Source organism: Micromonospora sp. C28ISP2-4 (genome assembly GCF_030519385.1).
GTDB lineage: Bacteria > Actinomycetota > Actinomycetes > Mycobacteriales > Micromonosporaceae > Micromonospora > Micromonospora tulbaghiae.
In genome coordinates this window covers 17388-32736 of the sequence record NZ_JAUMKG010000010.1, presented here as the reverse complement: position 1 = coordinate 32736, position 15349 = coordinate 17388, and the positions used below count along the sequence as shown (strand labels likewise).

16 protein-coding genes are annotated in these 15349 nt (G+C 74.6%); 6 read left to right on the top strand and 10 right to left on the bottom strand.

Annotation, left to right across the window (positions count from 1 at the left end; translation table 11 throughout):
- Nucleotides 1-82 precede the first annotated feature (82 nt).
- From Q3W68_RS27550 to Q3W68_RS27540, 3 genes are all read right to left on the bottom strand, one after another.
- Nucleotides 83-997, bottom strand: coding sequence for a cation diffusion facilitator family transporter (locus Q3W68_RS27550; protein ID WP_302908208.1), 915 nt, complete (start codon nucleotides 995-997; stop codon nucleotides 83-85).
- A 91-nt stretch (nucleotides 998-1088) separates the two neighbouring features.
- A complete protein-coding gene (locus Q3W68_RS27545) occupies nucleotides 1089-3206 on the bottom strand; it encodes an AAA family ATPase (protein WP_302908207.1) in 2118 nt (705 codons plus the stop codon).
- Nucleotides 3207-3330: 124 nt separating this feature from the next.
- Nucleotides 3331-4245 carry an alpha/beta fold hydrolase gene (locus tag Q3W68_RS27540; RefSeq protein ID WP_302908206.1) on the bottom strand — a complete coding sequence of 305 codons (915 nt, stop codon included), beginning with the start codon at nucleotides 4243-4245 and terminating at the stop codon, nucleotides 3331-3333.
- A gap of 148 nt (nucleotides 4246-4393) precedes the next feature.
- Here Q3W68_RS27540 and Q3W68_RS27535 point away from each other — a divergent pair, with 148 nt between their 5' ends.
- Entirely contained in the window at nucleotides 4394-5023 is a 630-nt protein-coding gene (locus Q3W68_RS27535) for a carbonic anhydrase (RefSeq protein WP_302908259.1), read from the top strand.
- Between the two features lie 37 nt (nucleotides 5024-5060).
- On the opposite strand, the gene Q3W68_RS27530 is transcribed toward Q3W68_RS27535, so the two are convergent.
- Entirely contained in the window at nucleotides 5061-5390 is a 330-nt protein-coding gene (locus tag Q3W68_RS27530) for a hypothetical protein (RefSeq protein WP_013287842.1), read from the bottom strand.
- A gap of 329 nt (nucleotides 5391-5719) precedes the next feature.
- Here Q3W68_RS27530 and Q3W68_RS27525 point away from each other — a divergent pair, with 329 nt between their 5' ends.
- The 3 genes from Q3W68_RS27525 to Q3W68_RS27515 all read left to right on the top strand — a co-directional run bounded on the left by Q3W68_RS27525 (nucleotide 5720) and on the right by Q3W68_RS27515 (nucleotide 8262).
- The gene (locus Q3W68_RS27525; protein WP_302908205.1) at nucleotides 5720-6211 is read left to right on the top strand and encodes a DUF3145 domain-containing protein; all 492 of its coding nucleotides are present in this window, start codon (nucleotides 5720-5722) and stop codon (nucleotides 6209-6211) included.
- A gap of 33 nt (nucleotides 6212-6244) precedes the next feature.
- A complete protein-coding gene (locus Q3W68_RS27520) occupies nucleotides 6245-7969 on the top strand; it encodes a glycoside hydrolase family 3 protein (RefSeq protein WP_302908204.1) in 1725 nt (574 codons plus the stop codon).
- 71 nt (nucleotides 7970-8040) lie between these two features.
- Nucleotides 8041-8262, top strand: coding sequence for a hypothetical protein (locus Q3W68_RS27515; protein WP_013287840.1), 222 nt, complete (start codon nucleotides 8041-8043; stop codon nucleotides 8260-8262).
- An 89-nt stretch (nucleotides 8263-8351) separates the two neighbouring features.
- Here the strand turns inward: Q3W68_RS27515 and fabF are convergent, their stop codons facing one another.
- The 5 genes from fabF to Q3W68_RS27490 form a co-directional block, all read right to left on the bottom strand.
- Nucleotides 8352-9578, bottom strand: coding sequence for a beta-ketoacyl-ACP synthase II (gene fabF / locus Q3W68_RS27510; protein ID WP_302908203.1), 1227 nt, complete (start codon nucleotides 9576-9578; stop codon nucleotides 8352-8354).
- A gap of 2 nt (nucleotides 9579-9580) precedes the next feature.
- Nucleotides 9581-9820 (bottom strand): acyl carrier protein, encoded by a 240-nt coding sequence (locus tag Q3W68_RS27505; protein ID WP_007072348.1) that lies wholly within the window; start codon nucleotides 9818-9820, stop codon nucleotides 9581-9583.
- 83 nt (nucleotides 9821-9903) lie between these two features.
- Entirely contained in the window at nucleotides 9904-10848 is a 945-nt protein-coding gene (locus Q3W68_RS27500; RefSeq protein ID WP_302908202.1) for a beta-ketoacyl-ACP synthase III, read from the bottom strand.
- Nucleotides 10849-12018 (bottom strand): acyltransferase domain-containing protein, encoded by a 1170-nt coding sequence (locus Q3W68_RS27495; protein ID WP_302908201.1) that lies wholly within the window; start codon nucleotides 12016-12018, stop codon nucleotides 10849-10851.
- A 97-nt stretch (nucleotides 12019-12115) separates the two neighbouring features.
- The gene (locus Q3W68_RS27490; protein WP_302908200.1) at nucleotides 12116-13390 is read right to left on the bottom strand and encodes a CdaR family transcriptional regulator; all 1275 of its coding nucleotides are present in this window, start codon (nucleotides 13388-13390) and stop codon (nucleotides 12116-12118) included.
- 104 nt (nucleotides 13391-13494) lie between these two features.
- On the opposite strand from Q3W68_RS27490, the gene Q3W68_RS27485 reads away from it, so the two are divergent.
- On the top strand, nucleotides 13495-13824 hold the full coding sequence (locus Q3W68_RS27485; RefSeq protein WP_302908199.1) for a hypothetical protein: 330 nt from the start codon (nucleotides 13495-13497) through the stop codon (nucleotides 13822-13824).
- A gap of 68 nt (nucleotides 13825-13892) precedes the next feature.
- On the opposite strand, the gene Q3W68_RS27480 is transcribed toward Q3W68_RS27485, so the two are convergent.
- Complete coding sequence (locus Q3W68_RS27480) at nucleotides 13893-14555, bottom strand: hypothetical protein (protein ID WP_302908198.1); 663 nt, start codon at nucleotides 14553-14555, stop codon at nucleotides 13893-13895.
- Nucleotides 14556-14746: 191 nt separating this feature from the next.
- Here Q3W68_RS27480 and Q3W68_RS27475 point away from each other — a divergent pair, with 191 nt between their 5' ends.
- Nucleotides 14747-15349 carry a copper resistance CopC family protein gene (locus Q3W68_RS27475; RefSeq protein WP_302908197.1) on the top strand — a complete coding sequence of 201 codons (603 nt, stop codon included), beginning with the start codon at nucleotides 14747-14749 and terminating at the stop codon, nucleotides 15347-15349.

The window sequence follows — 15349 nt, the reverse complement described above, 5'->3', positions numbered from 1 at the left end:
GCGGCTCTGTGGAGCAGTGCCACTAGGCGGGGCAAAACCGGCATAAGACTACATTAGCCACAGTGATTTAAGTGTGTCCTAATCACCACTCGGTCTGTCCGCACACTCCGGCCGACGCTCCGGGTTCGACCTGCAACGTGGCGTGATCGATGGAGAAGTCCTCGTGCAGGGCGGCCCGCGCGGCGGCCAGCACCCCGGCCGGGTCCGCGCCCGGGTCGGTGGTCAGGTGCGCCGAGGCCACCTCCATGCCCGAGGTGAGCGTCCAGACGTGCAGGTCGTGCACCTCGGCCACGCCGGGTACGGCGGCCAGCCGGTCGTGCACGGCGGTCACCTGGAGGTGTTCCGGCGCGGCCTGCACCAGGATGCGCAGCGCGGCCCGGCCGAGCCGCCAGGTGCGCGGGAGGATGAACAGGCCGATCCCGACGGCGACCAGCGGGTCGGCCCACCACCAGTCGGTCAGCGCGATGACCAGCGCGGCGGCGATCACGCCGAGCGAGCCGAGCAGGTCGCCGAGCACCTCCAGGTACGCCCCGCGCAGGTTGATGCTCTCCTTCGACCCGGCGCGCAGCAGCGCGAACGCGACGATGTTGGCGAGCAGGCCGAGCACCGCCACCACGAGCATCGGGCCGGCCAGCACCTCCGGCGGCTCGCCGAAGCGGCGCACCGCCTCGACCAGGACGTAGATCGCGACGGCGCCGAGCAGTACGGCGTTGGCGAGGGCGGCGAGCACCTCCAGCCGGTAGAGCCCGAACGTCCGTTGCGGGTCGGTGCCGGCGCGGCGGGTGGCGGTGATCGCCGCGAGGGCCATGCCGATGCCGAGGACGTCGGTGAACATGTGCCCGGCGTCGGAGAGCAGTGCCAGGGAGCCGGTGGTGAAGGCGGCGACCGCCTCGACCACCATCAGGGCGGCGAGCAGCGCGAAGGCGGCCCAGAGGCGGCCCCGGTGGCGGTGCGCCGCGTTGGCCACCGCGCCGCTGTGGTCATGACCTGCGCCCACGCCAACACCCTTCCTGCCCCGTACCGGCCCGGCCCAATGTATGTTCACATCGCTATGTATGCAAGTGAACTGTGGGTGGCGGCGGGGCCGGTCACCCCACCGGGTCGAGCGTGGTGAGGCGCTGGGTGGCCCGGGACAGCGCCACGTAGAGCGTGCGGACGCCCGAGCCGGGGTCCGCCCGGATCTCGCCCGGTGCCACCAGCACCACACCGTCGTACTCCATGCCCTTGGCCTGGAGGCTGGTGACGACCTGCAGGCGGCCCGCGCCGAGCGCGCCCAGCCAGCCGGCCACCTCGTCGCGGCGCGGCACCGGCGTGATCACGCCGACGGTGCCCTCCACCTGCGCGAGCAGCGCCTCGGCCGCCTCGACGGTGGCCGCCGGCAGGTCGGCGGCGGGCACCGTGCGCTCGATCGGCGGCACGCCCGTGGACCGGACCGCGTCGGGCAGCGGCAGGTCCGGGTAGAGCCGACGGATCTCCGCCGCCGCCACCGCGAAGATCTCCGCCGAGTTGCGGTAGTTGGTGGTCAGCTCGTAGCGGTGCCGCTTACGCCGGCCCAGCGCCTGGTCACGGGCCCGGTCCAGCTCCTGCGGGTCGCCGGTCCAGGCGGTCTGCGCCGGGTCACCGACCACGGTCCAGGACGCCAGCCGCCCGCGCCGGCCGATCATCCGCCACTGCATCGGCGAGACGTCCTGCGACTCGTCCACCACCACGTGCGCGTAGTCGCGGTAGTCGGCCGGACGCTCCCGCGCCGCCGCGCGGGCGGCGCGCTGCCGGTCGGCGTACGTGCTCAGCTCACGCACACCCCCAGCGAGCTGGTACGGGTCGCGCTTGGGGCGGGCCCGCTGCACCGGCTTGCCGAGCAGCGCGTCCAGCTCGTCCAGCAGCGCGATGTCGGCCACCGTCAGCCCCTCGGTCGCGAGGCTCCGGTACGCGTCGCCGAGCAGCCGGATCTCGGCCGAGGAGAGGATCCCACCGGCGTAGCGGCGCAGCCGGTCCGGGCGGGCCAGCCAGTCCAGCACGTGCCGTGGATGCAGCCGGGGCCACCACGCCTTGAGGAACTCGCGGAACTCCGGCCGCTCGATGATCTCGTCCTCGAACGCGGGCTGCTCCGGCAGCCGGCCCACCCGCAGCGTGCGGGCCTGCGCGTAGAGCGCGGCGAGCACCGCGTCGAACGCCGCCCGGCGTACCTCGTTGCGGCGTGCGCCACGGGCCAGCGTCCGGTCCCGGACCGCGTCCAGCGCGGGACGCTCCAGGCGCAGCAGCTCGCCCCGGTAGAGCAGGCGCAGCTCGGCCGGGGAGTCCGGCACCGCGTCGCGTACCGCGCGTTCCAGCACCCGGCGCATCCGCAGCGACCCCTTCACCGCCGCCACGTCCGGCGGGTCGGTCCGGGACGCGGACAGGCCGGGGAACAGCGAGCCGAGCGAGTGCAGCGTGGCGGTCTCCTCGCCCAGCGAGGGCAGCACCGAGGCGATGTACTCGACGAACACGCCGGAGGGGCCGACCACCAGGATGCCGCCGCCGGCGTACCGGGCCCGGTCGGAGTAGAGCAGGTACGCGGCCCGGTGCAGCGCCACCGCCGTCTTGCCGGTGCCCGGGCCGCCGGAGACGATCGTGACGCCGTTGCCGGGGGAGCGGATCGCCTCGTCCTGCTCGCGCTGGATGGTGGCGACGATGTCCCGCATGCCCCGGCCGGTGGCCCGCGACAGCGTGGCCAGCAGCGCCCCGTCACCGACCACCGCCATGTCCGGCGGGGCGGCCTCCGGGTCCAGCAGGTCGTCCTCGATCCGGGTGACCTTCTCGGCCGAGGACTGGATCGTGCGCCGGCGCACCACGCCGCGCGGCTCGGCGGGCGTGGCCTGGTAGAACGCGGCGGCGGCGGGTGCCCGCCAGTCCACCACCAGCGTCTCCGCGTCCACGCCCCGCACACCGAGACGCCCGACGTGCAGCACCTGCCCGGTACGCAGGTCCAGCCGGCCGAACACCAGCCCCTCGTGCTCGGCGTCCAGCACGTGCCGGCGCTGTGCGGCGTGGAAGACCATCGCGTCCCGCTCGACCAGCGCGCCGAAGTTGCCGACCCGGGCCAGCCGGTAGCCCTCCCGCTCGGCCTCGGCCGCGGACCGGCGCAGCTCGGCCAGCCGGGCGTACACCCGGTCGAGGTGGCGCTGCTCAGCGGCGATCTCCCGGTCCAGCGTGGTCTGGTCGGTCAACGCGGATGCTCCTGTGTTCGGAGGGCACGACGGGCTGAATGAGGGTACGGGCCGCCGGCAACCGGCACGCCGGGGCATGCCGCGCACGTGGCGTACGTCGGTGCCGCTCGGATGCGGGGGACGCTCAGCGGCGGGTCGCCGGGCGGCCGGCCAGCACCCGGTCCAGCACGCCGGAGACGGCGGCGTTCACCGCGTCGGGGCGCTCCATCATGAGCATGTGCCCGGCGCCCGGGCAGACGGTCAGCTCCGTGGTGGGCAGCGCCGCCGCGATCGACTCGGCGCAGGGCGGCGGGGTGAGCCGGTCCCGGTCACCGACCAGCGCGGCGGCCGGCAGCCCGCCGAGCGCGGCGAGCGTCTCCAGCCGGTGCTGGGCGCCGATCGAGGCGCGGAAACCGCCGATCGAGCGCAGCGTGGCCCGGGCCACCGCGGAGGTGACCAGCCGGATGTCCGCCGGGTCGCAGCGGTCGCCGAACAGCATCCAGCGGATGCTCGGGCGCAGCGCGCGCAGCAGCGCGTGCGGGGGCCGCCAGCCGCCGCAGCGGGCCAGCACCCCGGCGCCGGTGGTCTCGGCCAGGCGGATCAGCCTGGTGATCCGGGGGGAGAGGCCGTACGCGGTGTGCGTGTGCCCCTCGGCGGTGGTGGAGACGAAGACCAGACCGGCGGTACGCGCGGCGAACCGGTCGGGGTGGCGGTGGGCGTACTCCATCACGGTCATCCCGCCCATCGAGTGCCCGACCAGGACGACCGGACCGGACGGGACGATCTCGTCGACCACCGCCGCCAGGTCGTCACCGAGCTGGGCGAGGGTGGCGTCGCGCAGCGCCAGGCAGCTCGACCGGCCGTGGCCGCGCGCGTCGTAGGTGACCACCCGGACCCGGCCGCCGAAGCGTTCCCGCAGCTCGGCGACCTGACGGTGCCAGCTGCGCCCGTCCAGCGTCCAGCCGTGCAGCAGGACGGCGGTGACCTCGGCGTCGACCGGCCCGGTGACGCTGACGTGCAGGCGTACGTCGTCGGGGAGCCGCAGTTCCAGGTCCGGCATCGTCCACCTCCCGGGCCCGCCGGTGCATGTCCACCGGATGACCCGGCGGTGACACCGGCGTTACCCGCCATGAGACCACGGCAACCGGCCTTCGGAGAAGATTCCCGTCCGGCCCCGCGAGGTCGGATCGGTGACCAGGCTGGGAGGCATGCCGTTCACCGCCCGCACTCCCCGCGCCGCGCTGGCCGAGCTGCTCGCCGGGAACCGCCGCTTCATCAGCGGGCAGCCGGTGCACGGGCACGACGTCACCGCTGCCGCGGCGGTGGCCTCCGGCGACCAGCAGCCGTACGCGGTGGTGCTGGGCTGTATCGACTCCCGCGTGCCACTGGAGGCGATCTTCGACCAGACGTTCGGTTCGATCTGCGTGATCCGTACCGGCGGACACGTGCTGGACCGGGCCGTCCGGGGCTCGATCGAGTACGTGGTGGAGCAGCTCGGCGTACGCCTGGTGATGGTGCTCGGCCACGAGCGCTGCGGCGCGGTCGGCTCGACGGTCGAGGCGCTGCGCACCGGACGGCGCCCCGGCGGGGACCTCGCGTACGTGGTGGACCGGATCGCCCCGGCGGTCACCGACGTCGGGGTGGACGACCCCGACGCGCACCCGCTGGCGATCCGCCGCCACGTCCGGCGCACGGTGGCCGCGTTGCGCGCCGACGACCGGCTGGCCGGGCCGGTGGAGGCCGGTGAACTGGCGGTGGAGGGCGCGCTCTACGACCTGGCCACCGGCGAGGTCACGCTGCTGCCGCAGGAGCAGACGCGAAACCGCCCGCCGGGATGATCCCGGCGGGCGGTCGCGGTGGTGCGGGTGAGGGCGCTCAGCCCTCGAAGACGCCGGCCTCGACCAGGCGCTTCTCGGTGGCGTCCCAGCCGTGGTCCGGGTAGGACGCGGCCAGGCCGTTGATCTCGGCGCGGATCTTGGCGGCGTGGCCGGCGGCGGCCAGCACCCGGATCTCCTCGACGAAGGCGTCGGAGTCGGTGCGCAGGTGCGCGGTCTTGCCGTTGGTCAGGTTGCGCACGTAGGCGTGCTTGCCGCCGTTGAGCGGGATCAGGTACTTGAACTCGCCCAGCACGCTGAGGGCGCCACCCTGGCCAGCCTGGCCGGCCCGGACGGACGCGCGCGCGGTCTTAGAGGTGTTGCTCGCCACGGAGGTACTCCTTGCAGACGTACGGTGGGGACGGAAGGCCGTCCGGGGGCTGTGCGAGTGACGCCCGGATAGGCGCCGGCCCGCGAAGATGTACGGCGGCACAGAGAACCGCCCAGAGAACTGTACACGACCACGACACCTGGCTGGTCGTCGCGGCGTCAGAGGGCATAACCGGGTCGACCACCCGGGTATTTCCCGCCCCCGCGGCCCGGCGAATTTTCCGATTCGCTGGCGCACCACCAGTCACACAGGTCATCATGTGTGCCAGGTACCACTCGGTAGGACGAGGTCGTAGGGGAAGACGCACCTCGGCTCACCGGGAGGTCACCGTGCCAACGCGTGGCGTCGTATACGTCCACTCGACCCCGCTCGCCGTGTGCTCGCACGTCGAGTGGGCGATCGCGCGCGTCCTCGCCGCGCCGGTCAACCTGCACTGGACGGCGCAGCCCGTCGATCCGGGCGCCCGTCGCGCCGAGTGCGGCTGGACCGGCAGCCCGGGGACCGGCGCGGAGCTGGCCGCTGCCCTCCGGCAGTGGCCCATGATCCGTTTCGAGGTCACCGAGGAACCCAGTCCCGGCGTCGACGGCGAGCGTTTCATGTACGTACCGGGCCGAGGGCTGTTCCGTGCCGCGGTCGGCGCGGCCGGCGACATCCAGCTCGGCGAGGACCGGCTCCGCAGCCTGATGGCCTCCGCGCGCAGCCCGGAGGCGCTGGCCCACGCCCTGGACAAGGCGCTCGGCACCGCCTGGGACGCCGAGCTGGAGCCCTACCGGTACGCCGGCGACGGCGCGCCGGTGACGCTGCTCACCCGGGTCGGGTGACGGCGGCCGAGTTGCCCCGATACGGTGGGCCGCGTGTCGATTTCCCCGCGGCGCTCCGCCGTCGCGCTCGCCGCACTGACCGCGCTGCTCGTCTCCGGGTGCTCGGACGGGCCGGACCGGCCCCGGCCCACCCCGACGAGCCCGGCGCCGTCGTCGGCCGCGCCCGCGCCGAGTGATCAGCCGGCCGCCGATCCGGCCGCCCGGGCCACCGCGCTCGTCGGCACGCTCAGCGACGAGGACCTGGTCGGGCAGGTGCTGATGCCGTACGCGTACGGCAGCTCCGCCACCGAGGTCTCCGCCGGGTCGGCGGCCGGGAACCGGGCGCTCGCCGGGGTCGACACCCCCGCCGAGATGGTGGCGAAGTACCGGCTCGGCGGGCTGATCCTGGTCGGCTTCAGCGCCGACGACCCGACCTCGGGCAACCAGGCCACCACGAACGTGGACAACCCGAAACAGGTCCGCGCGCTCACCGACGGGCTGCGCGCCGCCGCCGGAAAGCTGCCCGCCGGCGCCGCGCCCTTCCTGATCGGCACCGACCAGGAGTACGGCGTGGTCACCCGGATCACCGACGGGGTGACGCTGCTGCCCAGCCCGCTCGCCGCCGGCGCCGCCGGGAACCCGGCGCTGACCGAGGCCGCCTGGCGGGCCGCCGGGGCCGAGCTGGCCGCGATGGGCGTCAACCTCGACTTCGCCCCGGTCGCCGACGTGCTGGCGGCCCGCAGCACGGTGATCGGCTCCCGGTCCTTCGGCGCCGACCCGGCGACCGCGTCCCCGCAGGTGGCGGGCGCGGTACGCGGCCTTCAGGCGGAGGGCGTCGGCGCCGCCGTCAAGCACTTCCCCGGGCACGGCCTGAGCGCCGAGGACTCGCACACCGAACTGCCGGTGATCAAGCAGTCCCGCGCCGAGCTGGACCGCCTCGCGTTCCCGCCGTTCCGGGCCGGGATCGGAGCCGGGGCCATGGCGGTGATGTCGGCCCACCTGGACGTCAAGGCCGTCGACCCGGGCACCCCCGCCACGTTCTCCCGCAAGCTGCTCACCGACGTGCTGCGCGGCCAGCTCGGCTTCCAGGGTGTGGTGATCACCGACGGGATGAACATGGCCCCGGCGAAGAAGTGGTCGCCGGGCGAGGCCGCCGTGCGCGCGCTCAACGCCGGCAACGACCTCATCCTGATGACCCCGAACGTCAAGCAGGCGTACGACGGGCTGCGCGCCGCGCTCAAGGACGGCTCGCTGCCCCGCGCCCGCCTGGTCGAGGCGGTCACCCGCGTGCTGACCATGAAGTTCCGGCTGGCCGGGCGGGACACGCCCGCGCTGTCCACGCTCGACGGCGCCGCGCACCGCAAGGCCGCCGACGACCTGGCCACCGCCGCCGTGACGGTCCTGCGCGGCAAGTGCGGCGGCGCGGTGACCGGACCGGTGAGCGTGACCTCCTCCGGCGGCCGGGAACGCACCCGCAAGCTGCTGACCGAGGCGCTCACCGCGGCCGGGGTCAAGGTGGTGCCCTCCGGCGGCACCGTGGTCCACCTGGTCGGGTACGGCGACGGCGCGAAGGACCTGCGCGCCGACGCCGCCGTGACGGTGGCGATGGACACGCCGTACGTGCTGTCCGGGGCGAAGTCCCCGACGCTGATGGCCACCTACTCGTCCACCCGCGCCTCGATGACCGGGCTCGCCGCGGTGCTCGCCGGCAAGGCCCGCCCGGCCGGGCGCTCCCCGGTGCCGGTCTCCGGCCTGCCGGCCACCACCTGCCGCACCTGACCGCCGCCGCTCGCCCGGCCGCGCCGAAACCCGGGTGCGTCCGGGCGTTCCCGGCTGGCAGGGTGGCGCGCATGGGAGAGGCAGCACAGGGTTTCCGCTACGTCGAGCGCGCCGACGGCACGGTGGTCATCACGCATCACGGCCGGGTCGCCGGCACGTTGCGCGGTGGCCGGGCCGCGCAGTTCCTGGCCGAGGTCGGCGACGACCCGCAGCTGGCCATGGCCCGGTGGACGGGCAACTACCGGCGCGGCAACGAGCGGACCGCCCGGCAACACCCCCGCAACCGCGGCTGAGGTGTAAGGAAGGGCCCCTTATTAACGCCTGCGGTAGAGGAAGGGCCCCTTCTTAACAGGTGACTGTTAAGAAGGGGCCCTTCCTTACCTCAGGGGCGGGTGAAGACCAGCGCCACGTTGTGGCCGCCGAAGCCGAACGCGTTGTTCAGCGCCGCCGGAATCTCCATGTGACGGGCCTTGTGCGCGGCCACGTCCAGGGTCAGGCCCTCGTCCGGCTCGTCCAGGTTGATCGTCGGCGGGATCACGCCGTCCCGGATGGCCAGGATGGTGGCGATCGACTCCAGCGCGCCGGCCGCGCCGAGCAGATGCCCGGTCATCGACTTCGTGGCGGTGAGCACCGGGTGGTCGCCGACCGCCTGACGCAGCGCGCCGATCTCCAGCATGTCCCCGACCGGGGTCGAGGTGGCGTGCGCGTTGACGTGCACGATGTCGGTACGGGCCACGTCCGCGTCGGCGACCGCCCGGGCGATGGCGCGGATGGCGCCTTCACCCTCGGCGTGCGGCTGCACGATGTCGTACGCGTCCGAGGTGATCCCCGCGCCGGCGAGGCGCGCGTACACCCGGGCGCCCCGGGCGGCGGCGTGGTCGGCGCGCTCCAGGATCACCACGCCCGCGCCCTCACCGAGCACGAAGCCGTCGCGGCCGGAGTCCCACGGCCGGGAGGCCCGCTCCGGCTCGTCGTTGCGGGTCGACATGGCCCGCATGGAGCTGAAGCCGGCGATCGGCAGCGGGTGGATGACCGCCTCGGTGCCGCCGGCCACCACCACGTCGGCCCGGCCGGCGCGGATGATGTCCAGCCCCAGCGCGATCGCCTCCGCGCCGGTCGCGCAGGCGCTGGCGACGGTGTGCACGCCGGCCTTGGCGCCCAGCTCCAGACCGACCCAGGCGGCCGGGCCGTTCGGCATCAGCATCGGGATGGTGTGCGGGGAGACCCGCCGCGGTCCGGACGCCTCCAGGATGTCGTCCTGGGCGAGCAGGGTGGTCGCGCCGCCGATGCCCGAGCCGACGCTGACCGCCAGCCGCTCCGGGTCCGGCCCGGCCTCGTCCAGACCGGCGTCGGCCCACGCCTGCCGGGCGGCGATGATGGCGATCGCCTCCGAGCGGTCCAACCGGCGCAGCTTCACCCGGTCCAGCACCTCGGACGGGTCGACCGCCAGCTCGGCGGCGATCCGGACGGGTAGTTGCGCGGCCCACTCCTGGGTGAGCGCACTCACCCCGGAGCGGCCGGCGAGCATGGCGTCCCAGGTCGACGCGACGTCCCCGCCGAGCGGGGTCGTCGCGCCGAGCCCGGTGACGACGACGTCGGGACGACTCATGATCAGGACTGCGCCTCGATGTAGCTGACCGCGTCCCCGACGGTCTTGAGGTTCTGCACCTCGTTGTCCGGGATCTTGACGCCGAACTTCTCCTCGGCCGCCACCACGACCTCGACCATGGAGAGCGAGTCGACGTCGAGGTCGTCGGTGAAGGACTTCCCCTCGGCCACGTCGTCCGGGTTCACCCCGGCAACCTCTTCGAGGATCTCGGCGAGGCCGGCGGTGATCTCGTCACGGGTCATTGCGGTTGGTTCCTCTCATCGGGGGTCACGTGTCACCGGCGTCGCCGGTCACACACCTCGGCGCGTTCGCGCCCGAGGGGGTCTCAGGGGCAGCGCACGACCTGACCGGCGTAGGTCAGGCCGCCGCCGAAGCCGAACAGCAGCACCGGGGCGCCCGAGGGCACCTCGCGCCGCTCGACCAGCTTCGACAGGGCCAGCGGGATGCTCGCCGCCGACGTGTTGCCGGACTCGACGATGTCCTTGGCGATGATCGCGTTCGGGATGTTCAGCCGCTTGGCGATGCCGTCGATGATCCGGGCGTTGGCCTGGTGCGGCACGAACGCGGCCAGCTCCGACGGATCCACTCCGGCGCGCTCGCAGGCCTGCAGCGCGAGCGGGGCGATGGCGGTGGTGGCCCAGCGGAACACCGACTGCCCCTCCTGGGTGATGTACGGCTGCCAGCCTTCGATCCGGACCGCGTCGCTCTTCTCCGGCGCGGAACCCCAGACCACCGGCCCGATCCCGGCCGGCTCGTCGTCGGCGGTCGCGGCGACCACCGCCGCCCCGGCGCCGTCGGCGAAGATGATGCAGGTCGAGCGGTCGGTCCAGTCGGTGAAGTCGGAGAGCTTCTCCGCGCCGACGACGATCGCGTTGCGCGCCGCGCCGGCCCGGATCGCGTGGTCCACGGTGCCCAGCGCGTACGCGAAACCGGAGCAGGCGGTGTTGAGGTCGAAGGCGCCGGGCGCGTTGATGCCCAGCTTGGCCGCGACCCGGCAGGCCACGTTCGGGCTGCGGTCCACCGACGAGCAGGTCGCCACCACGACCAGGTCGATGTCGGCGGCGGTCAGCCCGGAGTTGGCGAGCGCCTTGCCGGCGGCGGCGGTGGCCATGTCGGCCACCGTCTCGTCGCCCGCGATCCGCCGGGTGACGATGCCGACCCGGTCCCGGATCCACTCGTCGTTGGTGTCCACCATCTGCGCGATCTCGTCGTTCGTGACGACGCGGGAGGGCTGGTAGTGCCCCATCGCGACGATCCGGCTGCCGGCCATTTAGTGCGTTCCTCCGATACGGACGAGGGGCTGGCCCGGTGCGACCGGGTCGTCGTGGTGTGCGAGCCACTCGACGAGCGGCCCGTTGTCGTGCGCGGTCACCTCGACCGGCCCCCGCCCGGTGGCGACGTGGCCGAGGACCTGTCCGGCGCGTACCTCGGCGCCCTCGGCCGGTCCGGCCGACCGGTCGAGGCGGCCGGCGGCGGTGGAGACGACCACCCGGAACGACGGCGCGGGCGGGCGGGCGGCGGGGCCGGCGTGCCGGGCGATCAGGCGGCGCGCGGCGGGCAGGTCGGCCGGGGTGTTCAGGGTGACGATCTCGGGTGCGCCCTCGCCCTTGAGTTCCCGCTTGACCAGCCCGGCGAGGGTGCCGGCGGGCGGCAGCTCGATCACGCCGGTGACGCCGAGGTCGGCCAGCGTCCGCATGCACAGGTCCCAGCGGACCGGCGCGGTCACCTGCCGGACCAGCCGCCGCACCGTCTCCGGGCCGTGCCCGACCGGTGTGCCGTCGAGGTTGGACAGCAGGATCCGGGCCGGGGCGGAGGCCGGGACGCCGGCGGCGACCGCGGCGAGCGCGGTCTCGGCTGGCGCCATGTACGGCGTGTGGAACGCGCCCGCCACCTGGAGCCGGATGACCCGGGTGCGCGTCGGCGGCTCGGCGGCCAGCTTGTCGAGCGCGTCGACAGCGCCGGCGGCCACGATCTGGCCGGCGCCGTTGCGGTTGGCCGGGTGCAGCCCGTGCGCCGTGAGCGCGGCGATCACCTCGTCCGGGTCACCGCCGAGCACGGCGGCCATCCCGGTCGGCTCCAGCGCGCAGGCGGCGGCCATCTCCCGTCCGCGTACGCCGGCGAGCGTCACGGCGGACTCGGCCGGCAGTACCCCGGCCAGCGCGGCGGCGCCCAGCTCACCGACGCTGTGCCCGGCGACCAGCCCGACGTCGTGCATGGGCAGGTGCTCGGCGGCGAGCAGCGCGGCGGCGACCAGCAGCGGCTGGGTACGGGCGGTGTCCTTGATCTCGTCCGCGTCGGCGCCGGTGCCCAGGTGGATCAGGTCCACCCCGGCCAGCGCCGACCACCAGCGCAGACGCGCCTCGGCGCCGGGGAGGTCGAGCCACGGCGCGAGGAAGCCGGGCTTCTGGGAACCCTGTCCGGGAGAGAGTACGGCGAGCACGTGTACGACTCTGACGGATACCGGCGTGCCGCGCTGTAACGTACGGCACGAAACCGCACTAGAACCTTTAGAGGAAACCTACAAAGATCGTCGGCGGTCATCGCCTGTCGGAGACCGCCGGCACCACCGGGTCGAGGCGTCCCACAGTCAGCGCGACCTGCAACGCGAACGCGTCGCGCGGGGCCAGCGGCGAGAAGCCGGTCACCTCGGCGATCCGCTTCAGCCGGTAGCGCACGGTGTTCGGATGCACGAACAGCGCCCGCGCCGCGCTCTCCAGCGTGCCGCCGGCGGCGAAGAACGCGTCGAGCGTCTCCAGCAGCTCGCCGCCGGAGCGGGCCAGTGCCGCGTACACGTCGTGGCGCAACCGGCGGCGGGCCTCGGTGTCGCCGGCCAGCGCGCGTTCCGGGAGCAGCTCGTCGGCGGCGACCGGGCACGGCGCGGTCGGCCAGGCCGGCGCGGCCCGGAACCCGGCCAGCGCCGCCCGCGCCGACTCGGTGGCCTCGTCCAGGCTGGGCACCGCCGGGCCGACCACCACCGGCCCCTCGCCGAACGCGGTACGCAGCTTCTCCGTGGCCGCCACCGGATCGGCCGCCCCGCCCAGCACGATGACCAGGCGGTCGCCGTGCACGCCGCCGATCACCTCGACGCCGATCCGCCGGGCCTGCCGGTAGACGGTGTGCAACACGGCGGCCACCTCGCCGCCGGGGGAGCGGCCCACCGCCACCGCCACCGGAGGCGCGTCCGTCCAGCCGAGCGCGGCGGCCCGGCTGGCCAGCACGTCCGGGGAGTCGCCCCGCAGCAGCGCGTCGACCAGCAGCGCCTGCAGCCGGGCGTCCCAGGAGCCGCGGCTCTCGGCGGCCCGGGCGTAGACCCGCGCGGCGGCGAACGCGATCTCCCGGGAGAAGCGCAGCACCGCCTCGCGCAGTGACTGCTCCTCGCCCGGCACGGCCAGCTCCGACACCTGCTCCTCGACCACGTCGATGGTCACCTTGATCAGCGCCACGGTCTGCTGGAGGCTGATCGAGCGGGCCAGCGCCTGCGGCGCGGCGGCGAAGACCTCGTCCGACACCTCCTGGGTGCGGTCGGTGGCGCCGCCGCCCTGGCGCAGCCACTGCACCAGCGAGCGCACGCCGGCCTGGGCGACGAGCATGACCCAGGAGCGCTGGTCGGCGGGCAGCTCGCGGAACCACGGCAGCGTCTCGTCCATCCGGGCCACACTGGCGGTGGCCAGCCCACCCGCCGCCCGTTCGATGCGGCGCAGCGTCGCCGACGTCTCCGTTCCGCCCGGTTCGCTCACCGCACCAGCCTGACACGGCGTGACCAGCGGATCCACTTCGAGGCGACGGGTCCGCAGCCGCGTGACGATCTCCACCGGTACGCGCTGACGATCTTGTTCGGGCGGGCCAGTACGGTGTCAGGGCACGCCGGGCCAGACTCCGGCCGGGCGGGCGAGGGCGACGCGTGAGGGGGGCCGGGATGGCGCAGGGGGAGGCCGAGCACGGTTGCGCCCAGGGTGAGGCCTGCCGGCGGGGCCACGACCAGCCGGCGACTGCCACACACCTGCGCCGGCCGTGCCTGAACCAGCAGGGCGAGCAGCCGGCCGGCCGGGTGCCGGAGCGCGCCGAGGACGAGCCGGGTGTGCCCCGGCAGCGGGCGGCGGAGCCGGCGCACCCGGCCGACGAGGAACCGGCCGACCGGAGCTGCCGCAGCGGCCTGGCGGGTTGGGCGGGCGCCCATCGTCACGGCGCGGTACGCCCGCGCAACCGCATCGTCCGCCGGGAGCGCCCGCCGCGCCGCTGGTGCTGACGCGGCGCGTGCCGCGGCTCAGCGGGTGCCGTGCTCAGCGGGTGCGGCGGCACAGCGCATGCCGTGGCTCAGCGGGTGCGGCGGCGGACCAGCAGCGCGATGCCGGCCAGCCCGGCGGTGATGACCAGCACGATGCCCACGTTGAGCAGCAGCAGCCGCTGGAGTTCGCCGAGCGCGGTGTCGATGTTCTGCACCGGGTCGAGCGCCTCCTCCGGAAGCACCCGCTCGCCGCCGCCGATGCCGCCGGCGAGCGTGTCGAACTGGGCCGGCATCGGCACGCCGACCGAGCGCAGCGTCTCGGGCATGTTGAGCCGCCCGAAGAACCAGCCGGCACGGGTGCTGCTCAGGTCGGGCTGCTTGCCCGGCCGGTAGATCCGCGGACCGCCCTTGGCCAGCGGGAACAGGTCGTAGGTGCGCTGCGGGCCGGCGGCGGCGAGCACCACCACGGTGTACTTCGGACCGAGATCCTTCGCGGCCGGGCCGCGCAGCTGGCCGGTCGTACCCAGCCACCGGACCTGGTCGATCACCAGGTTGACCTCGTTCGGGCTGGTGTCGGCGCGCAGCTTCAGCGGCGCGTCGAGCCGCTCGCCGCTGATGTCGACGCCGGTCGGGGCCGGCTTCGGCTTGGGCGCCGCCTGGGCCGCCGCCGTGCCGGTCAGGACCAGCGTGCACGCCAGGGCCGCCACGCCCCCGGTCACGGCGACCAGCAGCCGTCTCACCCTTCGGATCATCGCCGCCTCCTCGCCCCGTTCGATGGCTGGCTTCCGCTGCAGGTCACACTGGACCGGTGTCCACCACAAGACTCCGCAGAACGGCGCTCGGTTGCAGCTGGTGGAAGAGTATTTGGAACTATCTGCGAGCTGAGACCGACCAATGAACGGTCGATGATCATCGGCCGGATCCTACCCGGACGGAGGGAACCATGGGGGGCAGGGTCGCCCGTGTGGCGCGTACCTGGGCGGTGGTGCTCGGGGTGGTCGCGGCGTCCGCGCTGCTGCCGGCCGCGCCGGCCGCCGCGCACAACTCGCTGACCGGCAGTGACCCGCGCGACGGGGCCCGGCTGGCCGCCGCACCGGAGCGGATCGAGCTGCGGTTCCTCGCCACGCCGAAGGAGGCCACCACCGAGGTCACCGTCACCGGCCCGGACAACGTGGCCGCTACCGGCGGCGCGCCGGCCTTCTCCGGCAAGCGCGTGACGGTGCCGTTCCGGCCGGGCGCGGCCGGCCTCTACATCGTGACCTACCGGCTGGCCTCCGACGACGGCCATCCGGTCAAGGGGGAGATCCGGTTCACGCTGACCACCGGCACCCCGGCGGAGTCGCCGTCGGCGAGCGCGCCGCCGACCAGCGCCGCGCCGACCGCCGCGCCCACCAGCGCCGCGCCGTCCCCGGCGAGCCCGACCCCGGCCGCCGCCGAGGCGGACGACGACGGGGGTACGGGCTGGCTGTGGGCGGCCGGCGCGGTGGTGCTGCTCGCCGCGCTCGGGGGCGGGCTGCTGCTACGCCGCCGCGCCGCGCGCCGCTGA